Genomic DNA, 17,018 nt, shown 5'->3' with positions numbered 1-17,018 from the left:
CACCTCCTCGTTGCCGTACATCCACTCCTTGCCCCGTACGGGCCGTCGTCCAATCGCAACGAGGAGTGAACAACCGCCACGGGGCCGTAGGCTGGCGGAACCACTACGACCACATCTTTTGCAGCATCCGGAGACAACGGTGCAATTCCACGACTCGATGATCAGTCTCGTCGGCAACACCCCGCTGGTGAGGCTCAACAACGTCACCCAGGGCATCCAGGCGACCGTCCTCGCCAAGGTGGAGTACTTCAACCCCGGCGGGTCCGTGAAGGACCGCATCGCCCTGCGCATGATCGAGGCGGCGGAGGAGAGCGGCGCGCTCAAGCCCGGGGGCACGATCGTCGAGCCGACCAGCGGCAACACCGGCGTCGGCCTCGCCATCGTCGCGCAGCAGAAGGGGTACAAGTGCATCTTCGTGTGCCCCGACAAGGTGAGCACCGACAAGATCAACGTGCTGCGGGCGTACGGCGCCGAGGTGGTCGTCTGCCCGACCGCCGTCGACCCCGAGCACCCGGACTCGTACTACAACGTCTCCGACCGCCTGGTCCGTGAGACGCCCGGCGCCTGGAAGCCCGACCAGTACTCCAACCCCAACAACCCGCTCTCCCACTACCACTCCACCGGCCCCGAGCTGTGGGAGCAGACGGAGGGGAAGATCACCCACTTCGTGGCGGGCGTGGGCACCGGCGGCACCATCTCCGGCACCGGCCGCTACCTGAAGGACGCCAGCGACGGCAAGGTCAAGGTCGTCGGCGCCGACCCGGAGGGCTCGGTCTACTCCGGCGGCTCCGGCCGCCCCTACCTCGTCGAGGGCGTCGGCGAGGACTTCTGGCCGACCGCCTACGACCGGACCGTCGCCGACGAGATCGTCGCCGTCTCCGACAAGGACTCCTTCCAGATGACCCGCCGCCTCGCCAAGGAGGAGGGCCTCCTGGTCGGCGGCTCCTGCGGCATGGCGGTCGTCGCGGCCCTGCGCGTCGCCGAGCGCCTGGGCCCGGACGACGTGGTCGTCGTCCTGCTGCCGGACAGCGGGCGCGGCTACCTCTCGAAGATCTTCAACGACGAGTGGCTGGCGTCCTACGGCTTCCTCGAGGAGTCGGAGCCGGCCGCGAGCGTCGGGGACGTGCTGAAGCACAAGGCGGGCGCCATCCCCAGCCTCGTCCACATGCACCCCGAGGAGACGGTCGGCCAGGCCATCGAGGTGCTGCACGAGTACGGTGTCTCCCAGATGCCGGTGGTGAAGCCGGGCGCCGGGCACCCCGACGTCATGGCGGCCGAGGTGGTCGGTTCCGTGGTCGAACGGGATCTGCTGGACGCGCTGTTCACCCAGCGGGCCACTCTCACCGACCCGCTGGAGAAGCACATGTCGTCGCCCCTGCCGCAGGTGGGGTCCGGTGAGCCGATCGAAGACCTCATGGCGGTCCTCGGCCGCGCGGACGCCGCGATCGTGCTGGTCGAGGGCAAGCCGACCGGAGTGGTGACACGGCAGGACCTGCTGGCGTACATGGCCCGCACGGTGCACTAGGGCGGACGGGGTGCCGTCCTCGAGGACGGCACCCCGTCCGCGCTTCCTCGGTCACGTCGCGGCGGTGACCCGCAAGAGCGTGGGGTCGAACGGGGCGCGGCGTGACCGACCGGGCGGAAGCGGCAGGACGGTCACCGAGCGCAGGACGGTGCCGACTGCCGCCCGCCTCTCTTCGAGACTCATCGCCGGCCAGCGTGACGCGTCCCAGCCGGCCGACGCGTCCCGTCGGCTACGGAAGTGCTTGTCCCGGGCGGCCTCCAGCCCGGAGATCCGGGCCTCCAGGTCGGTTTTCTGCTCCGGCCCGAGAGAATCACGTCTGTTGATCAAGGATTGGAGCAGCGGAGCGCCGGCCCACTCCAGCTCCTCCTCGTTGGCGACGGTGCGCCGCTCGTCGAGCAGGGCGAGTACGACTTCCTGCAGGTGGCGATCGACGTCACGGACGCTGCGCGCCGTGCCTCCGCAGTCCAGAGCGGTGCATACGTACACGGCGTTGGCGGGGTTCGTCGCGGTCGGCCGTGCACAACCGCCCATCTTGGAACCGCACACCAGGCTGTCCTCTCGGGAAGCACCACAGCGCAAGTACCCACTGAAAAGATACTTGCGCTGGTTCCGGGGCTCGGCTCCCGCGGACGGACTGCCGTTCGTCAGACGGGTGCCTTTCTTCGAGCCCCGTTCCCGTGAGAGTCGTACGAGTGCCTTCCACTCCTCGACGGTCGCGGGGGCGTCCCATTGGCCGACGACCGGTGCGCCGGTGGCGGGGTCACGGACCAGCTCGCCGTGGATGGCCCGGTAACCACACATCACTGGGTTGACGAGGGCCTGGCGTACGGTCGCTCCGCTCCACCGGTTTCCCGAGGCGGTCGGGACGCCGCGGGTGTTCAGTCGCCGGGCGATGTCGTTCCAACTCGTGCCACGCAGTGCGGAGTCGATCATCTCGCGGAGCACGGGCCATTCCTCGGGGTCCCTGCGCATGTTGATCTTCAGCCCGGAGCGGGGGTCGGGTGGCAGCCAGCCGAAGCGTCTGCGGCCTCCCGGAGTCCCCCCATCGATCGCCCGGCGCCGGACATGGCGCTCGATGCGCTCCTTCGTCCTCCGTACTTCGCCGTCGCTGGTGACGGTGGCCTCGGCGGTGCGAAGCGAACCGAGATCGAAAACGCTTCGCCGCTCGATGAACAGTCCCTCTTCGGTGACCGTGACGGCTTGATGGACCCGGGTGAAGTCTGAAGCCAGCCGCCACACGCGTTCGTGCTCCGTGGCGATGAGTGCCTGGACGGGAAAGCCCTCGGTCGTCCTTCGGCAGTGGAGGGCGTCGACCACCTCCAGGAATGCCGGCCGTACGAGGGCCGGCTGCGCCGCCGTCAGTCCGTTGTCCTCGTAGAACTTGACGATGGCCACGCCGAACGCGGCTGCCGTCTCGATGTTTTCCTCGTGCTGGTGGCGAATACCCGTGCCTGCCGCTCGGCCCTTGGCCAGGACGGCGGACCGCGTGCTCTGGTCGGCGCTGATCCGGGCGTAGTCCACGGCGGGTATGCGACCGCCGAGCCATTCCTCGAAGGTGCGTCCGGCCTCCAGGGCCACGACGAGCGAGGGATCGAGGAAGCTCCTGGACCAGCCGGGCATGCGAGCACCCCTTCCAGGGGGGATGAAATGTTCGGATGCCTCGAACTATGCGGCTGTACGCCGTGACGGACGAGTCGATGACCGACTGGTTCCGTACATCGGGTGAGCAGGGGTCTTCTCGTTGACGGAGTGGTCGGGTTCCGTCGGCTTTCCTTGCCAAGGGCGGGAAGCAGCGGTGAACGTCCGGTGAACCGGCGGGGCGGGCGGCGAACTTCCGTTTGCCTACCCAATCGGTGGACTTCCCGGAAGTGGTACGAGGGCGTCACGTCCGCGCAGCACTCGCTTAACACGCGTCCGGCACATTAGTGGGTGTCGGCAGGGCGGGAGCGGCTCCCCGCCCCCGCCGACACCGAAACGTCCAAGGACCTCCGGAGCGGCTCCCGGACCTCCATGGACGCCGGACGTGAGACCTGGCCCTGACCCGGTCGACGTCCCTCGCGGGGACCGCCGTCGTCCCGCCCCCCGGTAACGGGGGTGCGGCGGTCCCCGCGACATATTTTTTTGCGGGGCTTCTCAGTGGGCGGGAGCGGATTCCCAGCTTCCCAGCAGTTGCAGCCTCTCGGCCGTCTCCGAGCCCGGTTCCGGGGTGTAGACGACGAGCGTCTGGTCCGGGGTTTCCGGGAGGGTCAGGGACTCGTACGGGAGGGTCAGCAGGCCCGCGACCGGGTGCTGGACGCGCTTGACGCCGTACATGCACGCCCTGACCTGGTGGTCGGCCCACAGGCGGCGGAAGTCCTCGCTCTTGAGGGAGAGTTCGCCGACGAGGTCGCGCAGGACGGGGTCGTCGGGGTGGGCGCCCGCGCTGAGGCGCAGGTGGGCGACGGTCTGGGCGGCGACCGCGGCGTAGTCGGGATAGAGGTCGCGCCCGCCGGGCTCCAGGAAGAGCTGCCGGACGATGTTGCGCCGGGCCGGAGCCATCCGGCTGAAGCCCAGCAGGGCGTCGCCGAGGGCGTTCCAGGCGAGGACCTCCATGCCGGGGCCGAGGACGAACGCGGGAGTGCGCTCCATGCTGTCCAGCAGGAGCTGGACGCCGGGGCGGACGCGTGGGGCGCGGCGGCGGGGGGTCTGCTTCTTCGGCGGCCTGGCCACCGCGCGCAGATAGGCGTGCTCGGTGTCGTCGAGACGCAGGACGCGCGCGATCGCGTCCAGGACCGCGTCCGAGACGCTCGGGCCGCGGCCCTGTTCCAGGCGGATGTAGTAGTCGACGCTGACGCCCGCGAGCTGGGCCACCTCCTCGCGGCGCAGCCCGGGCACGCGGCGCCGCCCGTACGAGGCCAGCCCCACTTCCTCGGGCTGGATGCGGGCGCGGCGTGAGCGCAGGAAATCTCCGAGGTCCCCGTCCATGGGTTCGATCGTAGGGGAGGGGCGGAATTCCAACCTGGTTCTGCCAGACCCAGGAAAAGCGCATCCCTGGGTAGGCCGCGCGGGGCGGCGCAGGGTGGTGGACGTCGCCGGGAGACACCGGGCGACTCACCCACCGAGGAGCACTCATGTCGTACGAGAACCTGGCCGGCCGTACCGCCGTCGTCACCGGCGCCGCGAGCGGGATCGGTGAGGCCGTCGCCGTCGAGCTGGCCGCGCAGGGCGCGAAGGTCGCTCTGCTGGCGCGGCGGGCGGAGCGGCTGGAGGCCGTCGTCGGGAAGATCCGGGCGGACGGCGGGCAGGCCCTGGCCGTGGTCGCCGACGTGACCGACGGGGCCTCCGTGGACGCCGCCGTGGAGCGGACCCACGAGGCGTACGGGAGCGTCGACCTGGTCGTCAACAACGCCGGTGTCATGCTGCCCAACCCGATCGAGGACGCCCGTGTCGACGAGTGGCAGCGGATGATCGACACCAATGTCACCGGCGTCCTGCGCGTCATCGGCGCCTTCGCCAAGGACCTGACGGGCGCGGCGGCGCAGGGCCGCAGTGCGGACTTGGTGAACGTCTCATCCATCGGCGCGCACGTCACCGGCTTCACCAACTACGCCGTGTACGGGGCGACGAAGGCCGCGGTCACCCACCTGTCGGCGCTGCTGCGGGGCGAGTTCGGGCCGCGCGACGTGCGGGTCACCAACATCGAGCCGGGGCTGACGGAGAGCGAACTCGCCTCGCACATCGACAACGACGGTCTGCGCGAGCAGGTCGGCGGGATGGTCGACGCGATGGGCACGCTGTCCGCGGCGGAGGTCGCCGATGTCGTCGCCTACGTCACCAGCCGCCCCCGGCACGTCAACCTGCGTCAGATCATGGTGCTGCCGACCCGGCAGGCGTGAGGCCCCTCAGCCCTCCCACTCGCTGTCCTGCTCGGACTTGCGGTGCCGGCGGCCCCGGAACAGCTCGGGGTTGGTGCGGAGGGCCTGGAAGGCGTTGACGCCGACGATGCCGGCCCAGGCGACCAGCAGTCCGGGCAGGTGGGCGATGCCGCCGCCGATCGCGGACAGCGGGACGGCGAGGACGAGCGAGACGATGCCGAAGCCGTAGCGCTCGCCCCAGGAGTCCGTAGGGCTCGGCTTCCGGGCGCCCCGGGCGACCACCATCTGCTGTTCGGCCAGTTGCCGGCGCACCCGGCGCTCCACCGCGCCGTCGATGCGCTGGTCGACCTTCTCCAGGAAGGAGTCCACCAGTGCGGACTCGTACTCCTCGCCCAGTTCCCTGCGGGCCTGCAGGGTGGCGTCGAGTTCTTTCTTCAGGTCGGCGTCGCGCGCGTCCATTCCGGTCATGCAGTCAAAGTTAGGGAGCCGGGGTGCCGGCCGCACTGGGGATAGCCCCCGTGTTCGGGCTGGGGATGTCCGGGAGGACCCCCAGGGACTCCAGGACCCGGCGATGACCTCGCTCGACGCCGGTCACCCGGACCTCGATGCCCCGGCCGCGCAGCTCGCCGATGGCGTCCTTGAGGGCGAGCGCGCCGGTCGCGTCGACCGCCGTCAGCCCCGACAGCCGCAAGTCGACCGTTCCGACGCCGCGCACGTCGGCGAGGCTGCGGCTCAAGCGGTGGGCGGCGGCGAAAAGGAGGGGGCCGTCGAAGCGGTAGGTCACCGTGCCCGTCGCGCCGGGGAGCTCGTCGGCGGCGGCGGGGGTGAGGCGGGTGCCGCGCACGGCCGCCCGCAGGGCGAGCAGCACCGACACCGCCAGGCCGATCAGGACGGCCCGTACCAGGTCCAGGGCGAGGGTGGAGGCGGCGGTCAGGGCCAGCACCAGGGCGTCGCCCCGGGTGGCCCGCGCCATGGCCCGTACGGCGTCCGTCTCCACCATCCGCACCGCCGTCGCGAGGAGTACGCCCGCGAGCGCGGCCAGCGGGATGCGGCCCACCAGCGGGGCCGCGAGGGCGACGATCCCGGCGAGGATCACCGCGTGCGCGAGCGCGGCGAGCCGGGAGACGGCACCGGTGCGGACGTTGACGGCGGTGCGGGCGATCGCGCCGGTCGCCGGTACGCCGCCGAAGAGCGGGGCGGCGAGGTTGGCGATGCCCTGGCCGAAGAGTTCCTTGCCGGGGTCGTGGCGCTCGCCGGGGCGCATGCCGTCGGCGACGGAGGCCGACAGCAGGGACTCCAGCGCGGCCAGGGCGGCGACCGCGGTGGCCGGGGCGAGCAGGGAGGGGACGCGGCCGGCGTCCAGGAAGCCGAGGGAGGGGGCGGGGAGGGCGGCGGGGAGCGCGCCGATACGGGTCACGGTCAGGTGCAGGGCCTGCGCCACGGCCGTCGCCGCCGCCACCGCGGCCAGCGAGAACGGCACGGCCGGCTTCCAGCGGGCGCCCGCGAGGACGAGCGCGGCCGAGCCGAGGGCCAGCAGCAGGGCCGGCCAGTGCGGGGCCGCCGTGAACTCCTCGCCGGCCCGCGCCGCCACGACGGCCACCTGCTCGCCGTGCGGCACGGGCACGCCGAGGGCGTTCGGGATCTGCTGGAGGGCGATGACACAGGCGATGCCGATCGTGAAACCGGCGATCACGGGGGCGGGGACGTACGCCATGGCGGCACCGGCGCGGGCGAAGGCGAGCGCGAGCAGCATGACGCCGGCCAGCAGGCCGACGGTGAGGACGCCGTCGGCGCCGTAGCGGTGCACGATCGGGACGAGGACGACGGTCATCGCGCCGGTCGGCCCGCTGACCTGGCGGGCGCTGCCGCCGCACAGCGCGGCGAGCGCGCCCGCGACGATCGCGGTGACGAGCCCGGCGGCGGCCCCGAGCCCGGAGGTCACCCCGAAACCGAGGGCGAGGGGAAGGGCGACGACGGCGACGGTGAGTCCGCAGAGCAGATCGCGACGCGGCGCGCGGGTCATGGAACGCAGGTCGGCCAGGGAGGGCAGTACGGAGCGGTGCATGGCTCTCTTCAAGGGGCGGGGAGGGGAGGCGGCGACGAGACACGGAAGCAGCCCACAGGCCCACAGGCCCACAGGCCCGGAGGCTCACGGCAGTACGGTCACGAGCCCCGTGTCGAGGTCGGAGCGGGCGGCTGTCACATGGGCCCGGCGGAAGGCGGGGTCGGCTCGGATGGCGTCGCGGACCCAGCGGGTGTGCGCCGTCATGGTGTGCTCGGCCCAGTCGCCGGGCAGGGCCCGGGTGCGGCGGGCGGACGGGGCGATCTCGTCGACCAGCAGGTTCAGATGGGCGGGCACGGGGGCGCCGGTGCGCAGGTGTTCCAGGGTGGCCGCGACGGCCCCGCACCGCTCGTGGCCGAGCACGACCACCAGCGGGATGCGCAGTTCCTCGACGCCGTACTGGACGGACGCCAGCACCGCCTCGTCCAGCACCTGGCCGGCCGTCCTTATGCACAGCAGGTCCCCGAGCCCCTGGTCGAAGACCAGCTCCGGCGGCACCCGGGAGTCGATGCAGCCGACGATCACCGCGAAGGGGTGCTGCGCGCCCGCCAGGAGGTGGCGGCGGCGCACGGTGTCGTGGGGGTGGCGGGAGCGGCCGGTGGCGTACCGCCGGTTTCCGGCGAGGAGTTCGGCGAGGGCCGTGCGGGAGTCGTGCGGGTGGTCGGGGGCGGCGGGGGCCGCCGCGGCGGGGGCGGCGGCCAGTGCGCCGACGGCGGTGACCGTCAGAAAGGCCCGGCGGTTGGAGGCCATGACGTGTCCTCAGGAGTCGTACGGTTGACGCCTGATCACCGTACGCATGCGATCAGTCACCGTCTGTGCCTGTTTGACGACTCTTGGCTGATTCATCGTCAGATCATCGACGTCGGATCATCGCCGTCACATCGACGTGTCAGCGTCGGCTCACTTCGTCAGCCCGTGCTGCTTCGCGTACGCGTTCGCCACGTCCTCCGGGTCCTTCTTGTCGTTGTCGACCTGGCTGTTGAGCTGGGTGAGCTGGGCCGTGGTCAGGACGTTGCCGAGCCGGGCGAGGGCCTTGCGGACCTTGTCGTCGGCCTTGCGGTCGGCGATGAGCGGGACGATGTGCTGGCTGGGGATCAGGTTCTTCGGGTCGCTCAGCACGACCCAGTCGTTGCCGGCGATGTCGGTGTCGGTGGTGAAGAGGTTCGCCACGTCCACGTCGCCCTTCTTCAGGGCGCCCTTGACCAGCGGGCCGTCCGAGTCCAGCGACTTGAACTCCTTGAACTCCACGCCGTAGACGTCCTTCAGGCCGATCGCGCCGACCCGGCGCTTCTTCACCTCGGGCGCGGCGCCGATGACCAGCTTGCCGTTCTGCTTCGCCAGGTCGGCGAGGGAGGTCAGACCGTACTTCCGGGCCGTCTCGCGGGTGACCACGAAACAGTCGGAGTCGGCGGCCTGGCCGTACGGCAGGACCTGGAGGCCGCTGGGCATCGCCAGCGTGAGCGCGTTCTGCATGGTGCCGGGCTCGGCCGAATCGTCCTTCGGGGCCAGGTAGTTGAGGAGGGCGCCCTGGTACTCGGGCAGCAGGTCGATGTCGCCGCTCCTGAGGGCGGGGATCACGATCTCGCGGGTGCCGAGGTTGGGGCGGACCTTCACCTTCACGCCGGCCTGCTGGAGAACGGCCGCGTAGAGGTAGCCGAGTACCTGGTTCTCGGTGAAGTTGGCGGTGCCGATGGTGATGCCGCCCTTGCTGGAGCCGCCGCCACCGGAGGCGGAGCCCTGGCCGTCGAGGGAGGTGATGCCGCTCGCGCAGGCGGTCAGGGCGGGGACGGAGGCGGCCGCGAACAGGCCGCCGATGAGGGTGCGTCGGTTCATGGTCGGTATTCCCTAGGCGGTGCGGTGGCGGAAGAGGAAGCGCTGGAGGCCGGACAGCAGCAGATCGAGGGCTACGGCGACCACGGCGACCAGCACCGCGCCGCCCAGCACCTGCACGAGGTCGCGCTGGGCGAGGCCGTCGAAGACGTAGCGTCCGAGGCCGCCGAAGGAGACGTACGCGGCGATCGTGGCCGTCGCGACGACCTGGATCAGCGCGAGGCGCAGGCCCGTCATGATCAGGGGGAGCGCGAGCGGCAGCTCGACCTGGAACAGCACCTGGTGGCCGCGCATGCCCTGGCCGCGGGCGGCGTCCTTCACGTCCGGGTCGACGGCCGTCATCCCGGCGTAGGTGTTGGTGACGATCGCCGGGACCGCGAGGGCGACCAGGGCGACGTAGACCGGCAGCATCGACAGCCCGCCGGCCAGGAAGACGAGGACGACCAGGCCGACGGTCGGCAGGGCGCGCCCGAAGGAGGCGAGGTTGATCGCGACGAAGGCGCCCTTGCCGGTGTGGCCGATGAGCAGGCCGAGCGGGAGGCCGATGGCGGCCGCGACGAGGGTGGCGAGGAGCGAGTACTGGAGGTGCTCGGCGAGGCGGTGGGCGATGCCGTCCGTGCCGGTCCAACTGGCGCCGCTGGTCAGCCAGGTGCCCAGGTTCTTGATGAGCTCGTACATGTCTTAAGCCCGCCTCCTCTTCCACGGGGTGAGGACGTACTGGAGGGCGACCAGGGCCGCGTCCGCGACGACCGCGAGCAGGATCGTGAGGACCACGCCCGCGATCACCGGGGTCGGGAAGTCGCGCTGGAAGCCGTCGGTGAAGAGCTGGCCGAGGCCGCCGTCGCCGATGTAGGTGGCGACGGACACGAGCGAGATCGACATGACCGTGGCGATCCGGACGCCCGCCATGATCACGGGGAGCGCGAGCGGGAACTCGACGGTGAGCAGCGTGCGCAGCGGGCGCGTGCCCATCGCCTTCGCCGCCTCCTTGGTCTTGGCGGGGACCGAGTCGAGGCCCTCGACGGTGTTCCGCAGCAGCACGACCAGGGTGTAGACGGTCAGACCGATCACCGTGGTGGTGCGGGTCAGGCCGCTGATCGGCAGCAGGAGCACGAAGATCGCGATCGACGGGATCGTGAACAGGATGTTGGAGACGCCGAGCAGGAAGCCGCGCAGCGGGCGGATCCGGTGGGCGACCACCGCGAGGGGCAGGGAGATCAGGAGGCCGAAGAAGACGGCGGACAGGGCTGCCTGGAGGTGGGAGACCGTCAGGGTGGTGAGGTCGTCGGTGTGGTCGCCGATCCACGACCAGTCGATGGTCATGCGGCCACCGTCCGGGCCGCGTGGTGCGCCTGGCCGGCGTGGGTGTGGATGTCGTCGCGGGAGGAGACGCCGGTGAGGACGCCGGCCGCGTCGACGCGGGCTATCAGGCCGGTGGGGGAGGCGATCGACTCGTTGAGCGCGGACAGCAGGGAATCGTCGTCGGTCAGCGGCCGTACGGGGAGTTCGAGAGCGTCCGCCGAACGCCAGTGCAGCGGCTTGCCCGCTTCATCGAGTACGAGGCCCCAGGTGTCCTTTTCCGGTGCCGGGCCCTGCGGGACCTCGGCGAGGGTCTTCAGCGACAGCAGCTTCAGTCCGCGCTCGGCGCCGAGGAAGTCGGCCACGAAGTCGTCGGCGGGCCGGGCGAGGAGCTCTGCGGGGGAGGCGCACTGCACCAGGTGGCCGCCGGTGCGGAAGATCGCGATCTGGTCGCCGAGCCGGACGGCCTCGTCGACGTCGTGGGTGACGAAGACGATGGTCTTGTTCAACTCCTTCTGGAGCCGCAGCAGTTCGTCCTGGAGCTGGGTGCGCACCACCGGGTCGACCGCGCCGAAGGGCTCGTCCATGAGGAGCACCGGCGGGTCGGCGGCGAGCGCGCGGGCCACGCCGACGCGCTGCTGCTGGCCGCCGGAGAGCTGGTGGGGGTAGCGCTTGCCGGCCTCGGGGGTGAGGCCGACGGTCTCCAGCAGTTCGGCCGCGCGGGCCCGTGCCCTGCGCCGGCCGTGGCCCAGCAGCAGCGGCACGGTGGCGATGTTGTCGAGGACCGTGCGGTGCGGGAAGAGGCCCGCCTGCTGGATGACGTACCCGATGGAGCGGCGCAGTTCGGCCGCGTCCTGCCGGGTGATGTCCTTGCCGCCGACCTTGATGGTGCCGGAGGTCGGTTCGACCATCCGGTTGATCATTCTGAGGGTGGTCGTCTTGCCGCAACCGGAAGATCCGACGAGGACCGTCACGCCGCCCTCGGGGATCTCCAGGGAGAGATCGTGGACTGCTGTCGTGCCGTTGGGGAAGCGCTTGTGGACCGCATCGAACTGGATCATGAGATGTCCCTTGCCCGGCTGTATAACGTCATGCAGAGTTCTCTGTAGCTGAATAAGTTGTCAACGGGTTGATGTAAATCCGATGTAACGGATGACCGCCAGGCAAGATCAGGTGTCCGGATTGAGGGGTGTTTGGGCTTTATGTCGTCTCGGATCGTGGACACACCCCGTTCTGTGCACACCGGACTGGTCGTCCTCGACGGCATCGGACTCGGCGTCTCCGACGTCGTACGGCTCGCCGACGGGGTCGCGCGGCCGGTGCCCGGCACCGATGCGATGAAGCGGGTGACCACATCGTGGGACGCCGCCCGGCAGATCGCCGCGACCGGTCGCGTCTACGGCCGCTCGACCGGCGTCGGCGCCAACCGGAACGAGCCGGTGCCCACCGAGGCGGCCGCCGAGCACGGCCTCAGACTCCTGCGCAGCCACGCCGGCGCCATCGGCGAGGAACTGCCCGCCCGGCAGGTGCGCGCGATGCTCGCCGTACGGGCCAACCAGTTGCTCGCGGGCGGCGCGGGGCTGCGGCCCACCGTCGTCACCGCGCTGTGCGAAGCCCTGGAGACCGGGGCGTACCCGGTCGTCCACGAGTTCGGGTCGGTCGGCACCGGGGACATCGCGGCCCTCGCCCAGGCCGGCCTCGCGCTGGCCGGGGAGCACCCCTGGAAGGGCGCGGGACCCGAGCCGCAGCCCCTCGACAACAACGACGCCCTCGCCTTCATCAGCAGCAACGCCCTCACCCTCGGCCAGGCCGCGCTCGCCCTGCACGAACTGCGCGGGCTGCTGGAGGCGACCCAGGTGGTCGGCGCGCTGTCACTGCTCGCGGTGGACGGCTCCCACGAGGCGTACGCCGCCCCCGTGCACGCCGCCCGGCCGCACCGGGGCAGCAGCGAAGTCGCCCGCCGGATGCGGGAGTTGATCGGCGCGGACGAACGGCCCACGCCGCCCCTCGGCCGTATCCAGGACCCCTACGGCTTCCGCTGCCTGCCGCAGATCCACGGCCCGGCGCACGACGCCGCCGACGCCCTCGAAGCGGTCCTCGACGTCGAGATCAACGCCGCCGCCGAGAACCCCCTCATCAGCCCCGAGGACATGGCCGCCTACCACCACGGCGGCTTCTACCAGGCCCAGCTCGCCCTCGCCCTCGACCACTTCCGGCTGGCCCTGACCCAGGTGGCGAGACTGTCGACGTCCCGCCTGTCCACCCTCAACGAGCCCGCCTACACCCGCCTGCGCCCCTTCCTCGCCGACCACGAGCCCGCCTCCTCCGGTGTGATGATCCTGGAGTACGCCGCCGGCGCCGCCCTCGGCGATCTGCGGGCCTTCTCGGCCCCCGCCTCGCTCGGGCACGCTGTACTCTCCCGGGGCGTCGAGGAACAGGCCAGCTTCGCCTCGCTCGCCGCCCGGCAGACCCTGCGGGCGTGCGGGGCGTACCGGCTCGTCGTCGGCTGCGAACTCGTCGCCGCCGTACGGGCCCTGCGCCAGCGAGACCACGGCCCCGACCCGGCGCTGCCGGTGGGGCGGGCGCTGGAGCTGGCCTTCTCGGTGCTCGACGAGGACCAGGCCGACCGGCCGCTCACGGGTGACGTGACGACGGCGGCCGCACTGCTCGACCGGTTCACGGACATCTGGAGGGGGAGCGAGGCATGAGCGACATGGGTGTGACGGACACACCGGCGGCACGGCTCCAGGCGCTCTTCGAGGGGCACCGGCTCACGCCGACCCAGCGGCGCATCGCGCACAGCATGGTGCGGCGCGCCGCCGACGTGCCGTTCCTGTCCAGCGTCGAGCTGGCCGAGCTGGCCGGAGTCAGCCAGCCGTCCGTGACCCGCTTCGCGGTCGCCCTCGGCTTCGACGGCTACCCGGCGCTCCGCCGCCACCTGCGCGAGGTCGCGCCCGCCGAACAGCAGCAGGCGGCGGACTCGGCGTCGTACAACGAGTACCAGCAGGCCGTCGAGGCCGAGATCGCCAACCTCCGGCACCTCGCCGAGATGCTCGCCGACCCGCGGCCCGTGCAGCGCGCGGGCCGGGTGCTGGCCGCCTCCCGGCCGCTGCCGGTGCTGGGCCTGCGGGCCGCCGCCTCACAGGCCTACGGCTTCGCCTACTTCGCCGCCAAGGTCCACCCGGACGTCCGGCTGCTGCACGAGGGCGGCACGATGATCCACGACCGGATCGACGCCGCCGTCCGCGCGGGCGCCTCGGCGCTGCTGTGCTTCGCGCTGCCGCGGCATCCCCGGGAGGTCCTGGACACGCTCGGCTACGCCAAGGAGGCCGGGCTGTCCGTCGTCACCGTCGCCGACTCCGCCTTCGCGCCGGTCGCCAAGGTCTCCGACCTGCTGCTGCCCGCCGCCGTCGGCACCGGGCTCGCCTTCGACACCGCGTGCGCGCCGATGCTGCTCGGGCGGGTGCTCCTGGAGGCCATGGCCGACGAGCTGCCGGACGCGCAGGCGCGGCTGGAGGAGTTCGACGCGAAGGCGGCGGCGCGGGGGCTGTTCGTGGAGTAGCCGGCGTTTTTCAGACTCGTCTCACTTTCGCCCGCTAACCTGCCCGGCCGACAGGACTGTGCCGCAAGGACGAGGAGGCGGAACGTGGCACGCGGAGGACTGGGGCTCGCTCGGGTGGCCGTCGTCGTACGCGCCGGAGCCGCGCCCCTGTGGTGGGCCGGGGTGTTCGCGGCGGGTGTCGGGGTGCTGGTGCCGGGGCTGACCGGGCGCCGGATCGGGGTCATGGCGGGGGCCGCGCTGTTCATCGTCGCGGCGGCCGTGGTGTCGTACCGCCGCCGCAGGCGCTACACCGCCCTCGCGCGGGCGGCCGCCCGCGCCGGGAAGCACGACGTGCTCCAGGACCGGGCCGTGACGGTACGGAACTGGCGGCACGGACATCGCTGGTGGCTGCTGCTCGCCTGGCTGGTGGCGCTCGGGGCCAACTTCGCCGTGCCCGTCGCGGGCGGGCTGCTGCTCGCCGGGGCCGGGGTGGGGCTGCGGCTGAAGGCCGCCTGGCTCGGGCGGTGCGAACACGCCGGGGACGCGCTGCTGTGGGTGCGGGTCGACTGGCTCGACGCGCGCGGCGGACGCCCGGCCGGCAAGGCGGTCAAGGCGTACCGCGGCACCGGCATCGCGGCGGGCGACGCGGCCCCGGGCGGGGCGCGCCGCCGCACCGCGGCGCTGGTCTGAGCGGCTCGCGCGTCAGACCTCCAGGTCCTCCTCGACCTTCTTCAGCTGGTGGCGGGCCATCGCCAGGTTGGCCCGCTTGGCGTCCAGGACCAGGTACAGGAACAGTCCGTTGCCGCTGCGGCCGCTGAGCAGCCGGATCAGGTGGTACTGGTCGGACAGGGTGATCAGGATGTCCTCGATCTGGGCCTTGAGTCCGAGGTGTTCCATGGTGCGCATCTTGGCGCGGACGACGTCGGTGTTCCCGGCGGCGGCCACGCTGAGGTCGAAGCTCTTGCTGCCGCCCAGGGTGCCGAGGGCCATGCCGCTGGTGTAGTCGACCAGCGCGACGCCGGTCGCGCCCTCGATGGAGGCGAGGCACTCTTTCAGGGAGGTTTCGGTGTTGGCCATGACTATCTGCCTTTCCTGTGGGATCAACTGTCCGTGGACGTACGTGCGTTGGTCGTGCGCGGGGGGCGCGCCGCTCTGGTGCGGGCGGGCGCTCTGGCCGGTTTGGCGGTGACGGGCGCCTCCGCCGGCGTCCGGGAGTCGAGGAACTCCCCGATACGGGTGCCGGCGCGGCGGCCCTCCAGATGGAGCCGGCCGGCATTGACCCGGTCCTGGGCGAGCAGCGTGAGGACGGCGGTCCGGCCCGCCGCGTACGTCGCCACATAGCCGTACGCGCCCCGCACCGTCAGCTCCCGGAAGTCCCCCTGCCCGGTCGCGTCCGTCAGCCGCACGGCGACGCCGAGCGCGGCCGCGGTGAGCGCGGCCATGCCGTCGGGCTCCACGCCCGGGGTGTCCTGGGCGAGGACGAGCCCGTCCACGCTCGCCGCCAGGGCGCCGGTGAGATACGGCACCCGGCTCCTCAACCGGCGCAGCTCGTCCAGGATTTCGGGTTCGGCCGCCATCTGGTCACTCCTCTCGGCACGGGCGCGTTGTCGTTCAAAGGGACTCCAGCGCATCCCTGAGCCTCTTCAGCAGCGTGATGTCGGGGTCGGTGGTCTCGGGCCAGGCCGTTTCGGCGGGTTGCGGGGCGCCGCGCACCACGACACCGGCCGCCGCGAGCCGCCGTACGTCCACCAGGGTGTGGAACGCCGGGCGGCCCATCGCGCGGGCGATCTCCGGGGCCGTGCGGACGCCGTCGACCAGGTGCAGCACCGCCCGCTGCCGGGCGGTGAGGGCCGGGAGGGCGACGGTGTCGGCGCGCAGCAGCGGGGCCTCGTCGGTCGCCGGGTCGGGCCATATGCGGTGCAGCAGGTCGCGGCGGCGCAGTGTCTCGTGCTCCAGGGCGGCCACCGGCACGGCGCGCACCGCGCCGGCCCGGCCCGCGCCCGTGTACCGGAAGCGGCCCGGGGCGCTGCTGGGGGCGAGCGCGAAGTAGGCGGCGTCGTACAGCGTTTCGAGGTGGCACAGTTCCAGCGCGCCCCTGGTGAGCCGGCCGCGGCCGACCAGCAGCAGTCCGGCGCCCGGGGTCTCCGTGGCCTCGTCGGCGGCCTGCCGCCAGGTGTCGGCGTCGACGGTGCCGTGCGCGGTGAGCAGGGCGCCGAGGCCGGGGGCTGCGGGGCTCTCGGCGTGCACCACCCGGCCCTCGGCGAGATGCAGGGTGCCGCGCTCGCGGACCAGGACGCCGGTGGCCCGCTCGGCGGCGAGCCGGGTCAGCATCGGGGAGACGCCGCCCCAGGCCCTCTCGCGGGCCTCCGCCTTGTCCCGCACCGGCAGCCGGGGCGGTGGTGTGGTGGTCACCGCCGTCATCCCAGGACCAGCCGTCCGGTCATCTCGCCGAGCCGGATGCGGGCCAGCGCGAGGTTGCCCTCCACGCGGGCCAGCCACAGATGCAGGAAGACGCTGCTGTCGAACGACGTCTGGACGAAGCGCAGGACGTGGTAGCTGTCCCGGTTGCTGATGATGACGTCCTCGACCGGGGGGTCCGTCACGTCGTCGTCCGGGGCGAACGCCCGGTGCTCGGCGGCCAGTCGGGCCAGCTCGGCGGCCTCGGCCGCGGCCGTCTCGTAGTCACCGCCCGGTGACTCGCCGACGGTGCCCAGGGCCAGTCCGCTCGTCCAGTCGACGAGCGCGGCGCCCCGGGCACCGGGCAGTTGCATGACTTCGAGCAGACACTCGTCGATACCGGGCACCGTGAGTTCCCCTCCCGCCTGGGGTTCGGCTGAGTGACGCCGAAACTACGCAGGGTGTGGGCGAGGGGTGAGGATTCCGGCATTTTCCAGTGGAACATGCGGC

Annotated in this window: 18 protein-coding genes; 5 read left to right on the top strand and 13 right to left on the bottom strand. The window is 72.0% G+C overall.

The window, feature by feature from the left end:
- Window positions 1-139: 139 nt before the first annotated feature.
- A complete protein-coding gene (locus tag CRP56_RS17335; RefSeq protein WP_097265042.1) occupies window positions 140-1,525 on the top strand; it encodes a cystathionine beta-synthase in 1,386 nt (461 codons plus the stop codon).
- A gap of 51 nt (window positions 1,526-1,576) precedes the next feature.
- Here CRP56_RS17335 and CRP56_RS17330 read toward each other — a convergent pair whose 3' ends face one another.
- Both CRP56_RS17330 and CRP56_RS17325 read right to left on the bottom strand, forming a co-directional pair.
- Complete coding sequence (locus CRP56_RS17330) at window positions 1,577-3,145, bottom strand: recombinase family protein (protein WP_097265039.1); 1,569 nt, start codon at window positions 3,143-3,145, stop codon at window positions 1,577-1,579.
- A gap of 513 nt (window positions 3,146-3,658) precedes the next feature.
- Window positions 3,659-4,489 (bottom strand): helix-turn-helix transcriptional regulator, encoded by an 831-nt coding sequence (locus tag CRP56_RS17325; RefSeq protein WP_097265037.1) that lies wholly within the window; start codon window positions 4,487-4,489, stop codon window positions 3,659-3,661.
- A gap of 146 nt (window positions 4,490-4,635) precedes the next feature.
- Between CRP56_RS17325 and CRP56_RS17320 the strand changes: the two genes are divergently transcribed.
- Window positions 4,636-5,400, top strand: coding sequence for an SDR family oxidoreductase (locus CRP56_RS17320; protein WP_097265035.1), 765 nt, complete (start codon window positions 4,636-4,638; stop codon window positions 5,398-5,400).
- 6 nt (window positions 5,401-5,406) lie between these two features.
- Here the strand turns inward: CRP56_RS17320 and CRP56_RS17315 are convergent, their stop codons facing one another.
- The 7 genes from CRP56_RS17315 to CRP56_RS17285 form a co-directional block, all read right to left on the bottom strand.
- On the bottom strand, window positions 5,407-5,838 hold the full coding sequence (locus CRP56_RS17315) for a hypothetical protein (protein WP_179851313.1): 432 nt from the start codon (window positions 5,836-5,838) through the stop codon (window positions 5,407-5,409).
- A gap of 19 nt (window positions 5,839-5,857) precedes the next feature.
- Window positions 5,858-7,444 (bottom strand): SulP family inorganic anion transporter, encoded by a 1,587-nt coding sequence (locus CRP56_RS17310; RefSeq protein ID WP_097265031.1) that lies wholly within the window; start codon window positions 7,442-7,444, stop codon window positions 5,858-5,860.
- Between the two features lie 84 nt (window positions 7,445-7,528).
- Window positions 7,529-8,191 carry a carbonic anhydrase gene (locus tag CRP56_RS17305; protein ID WP_097265029.1) on the bottom strand — a complete coding sequence of 221 codons (663 nt, stop codon included), beginning with the start codon at window positions 8,189-8,191 and terminating at the stop codon, window positions 7,529-7,531.
- Between the two features lie 150 nt (window positions 8,192-8,341).
- Window positions 8,342-9,274: an ABC transporter substrate-binding protein gene (locus CRP56_RS17300; RefSeq protein WP_097265026.1), complete on the bottom strand. Its 933-nt coding sequence runs from the start codon at window positions 9,272-9,274 to the stop codon at window positions 8,342-8,344.
- A 12-nt stretch (window positions 9,275-9,286) separates the two neighbouring features.
- Entirely contained in the window at window positions 9,287-9,949 is a 663-nt protein-coding gene (locus CRP56_RS17295; protein WP_097265024.1) for an ABC transporter permease, read from the bottom strand.
- A gap of 3 nt (window positions 9,950-9,952) precedes the next feature.
- Window positions 9,953-10,594, bottom strand: coding sequence for an ABC transporter permease (locus CRP56_RS17290; protein WP_097265022.1), 642 nt, complete (start codon window positions 10,592-10,594; stop codon window positions 9,953-9,955).
- A complete protein-coding gene (locus tag CRP56_RS17285; RefSeq protein WP_097265020.1) occupies window positions 10,591-11,631 on the bottom strand; it encodes an ABC transporter ATP-binding protein in 1,041 nt (346 codons plus the stop codon). Before CRP56_RS17285 ends, CRP56_RS17290 begins: the two co-directional genes overlap by 4 nt.
- 141 nt (window positions 11,632-11,772) lie before the next feature.
- On the opposite strand from CRP56_RS17285, the gene CRP56_RS17280 reads away from it, so the two are divergent.
- From CRP56_RS17280 to CRP56_RS17270, 3 genes are all read left to right on the top strand, one after another.
- On the top strand, window positions 11,773-13,278 hold the full coding sequence (locus tag CRP56_RS17280; RefSeq protein WP_097265018.1) for an aromatic amino acid ammonia-lyase: 1,506 nt from the start codon (window positions 11,773-11,775) through the stop codon (window positions 13,276-13,278).
- On the top strand, window positions 13,275-14,132 hold the full coding sequence (locus tag CRP56_RS17275; RefSeq protein WP_097265016.1) for a MurR/RpiR family transcriptional regulator: 858 nt from the start codon (window positions 13,275-13,277) through the stop codon (window positions 14,130-14,132). The genes CRP56_RS17280 and CRP56_RS17275 overlap by 4 nt, the downstream gene beginning before the upstream one ends.
- Before the next feature lie 84 nt (window positions 14,133-14,216).
- A complete protein-coding gene (locus CRP56_RS17270; protein ID WP_097265013.1) occupies window positions 14,217-14,801 on the top strand; it encodes a hypothetical protein in 585 nt (194 codons plus the stop codon).
- 12 nt (window positions 14,802-14,813) lie between these two features.
- Here CRP56_RS17270 and CRP56_RS17265 read toward each other — a convergent pair whose 3' ends face one another.
- From CRP56_RS17265 to CRP56_RS17250, 4 genes are read right to left on the bottom strand one after another with little or no spacing between them, the layout of a single operon-like run.
- Entirely contained in the window at window positions 14,814-15,188 is a 375-nt protein-coding gene (locus CRP56_RS17265) for a hypothetical protein (RefSeq protein WP_097265011.1), read from the bottom strand.
- A 23-nt stretch (window positions 15,189-15,211) separates the two neighbouring features.
- Window positions 15,212-15,688, bottom strand: coding sequence for a roadblock/LC7 domain-containing protein (locus CRP56_RS17260; RefSeq protein WP_097265009.1), 477 nt, complete (start codon window positions 15,686-15,688; stop codon window positions 15,212-15,214).
- 34 nt (window positions 15,689-15,722) lie between these two features.
- Complete coding sequence (locus CRP56_RS17255) at window positions 15,723-16,532, bottom strand: hypothetical protein (RefSeq protein ID WP_097265007.1); 810 nt, start codon at window positions 16,530-16,532, stop codon at window positions 15,723-15,725.
- Window positions 16,529-16,915 (bottom strand): hypothetical protein, encoded by a 387-nt coding sequence (locus CRP56_RS17250; RefSeq protein WP_097265005.1) that lies wholly within the window; start codon window positions 16,913-16,915, stop codon window positions 16,529-16,531. Before CRP56_RS17250 ends, CRP56_RS17255 begins: the two co-directional genes overlap by 4 nt.
- Window positions 16,916-17,018: the final 103 nt, after the last annotated feature.

The organism is Streptomyces sp. TLI_55 (assembly GCF_900206255.1).
Classification (GTDB): domain Bacteria; phylum Actinomycetota; class Actinomycetes; order Streptomycetales; family Streptomycetaceae; genus Streptomyces; species Streptomyces aquilus.
Note: the sequence above shows the minus strand (reverse complement) of the source record. Positions and strands in the feature narration are given on the sequence as shown.